This window comes from Bartonella capreoli (assembly GCF_902813205.1).
GTDB lineage: Bacteria > Pseudomonadota > Alphaproteobacteria > Rhizobiales > Rhizobiaceae > Bartonella > Bartonella schoenbuchensis.
The window spans coordinates 1-577 of the sequence record NZ_CADDZX010000110.1 but is presented as its reverse complement, the minus strand read 5'-3'; the positions used below and the strand labels follow the sequence as shown (position 1 = coordinate 577).

The window sequence follows — 577 nt, the reverse complement described above, 5'->3', positions numbered from 1 at the left end:
CATACGTAATAACATTATCATCACACACTACCGTATCTTTTATCTTTTCATCACCACTCACCATAGCATTGCCGGAAACGTATGAACCGTCATAAACCCAACAATCACCCTCATGAGAAAGATTGTCCTCTGTCTCTATAAAACCACCCAAATCACCAGCTTTAATATCACTAAAGTCTCTTAATGCACGAATACGATGAAGAATGCAGTTATACTTCTTTCCAAATCTTGAATTATCAACCTTCTCACTTTCTTCCGTAAGCTCGTATTTCTTTGATATACTCATGTTCTTATCCACCTAATGATTGTTGTGCATCGTTTTGCTCATACCCTGCCCTACTCATTGCACAACCATCAACAAACTCAGGTGATGGGGATGTTTCTTTTTTCTGCATTAAGTTTTGCAAACGTTCAGGATAAAAAAAATCATCAGGACGTAAGTCTATGTCATTGCGTTTAGCGTAATTCAAAAGCATAACTTGATATTTAGCGGGAATAATCCCACCTTTTCCTTCACGCTTCTCAACAGGATAAGTCCATTTATAGACAGCCGATATATGACAATGAACAAGTAAAG

Annotated in this window: 1 protein-coding gene and 1 pseudogene; both read right to left on the bottom strand. The window is 37.4% G+C overall.

Features of this window, described 5'->3' with window-relative positions; translation table 11 throughout:
* Positions 1 to 286 (bottom strand): annotated as a pseudogene (locus tag J7R05_RS07575) (hypothetical protein); the annotation flags it as partial.
* 4 nt (positions 287 to 290) lie between these two features.
* A partial coding sequence (locus J7R05_RS07570) for a hypothetical protein (protein ID WP_208541801.1) occupies positions 291 to 577 on the bottom strand: 287 nt, incomplete at its 5' end.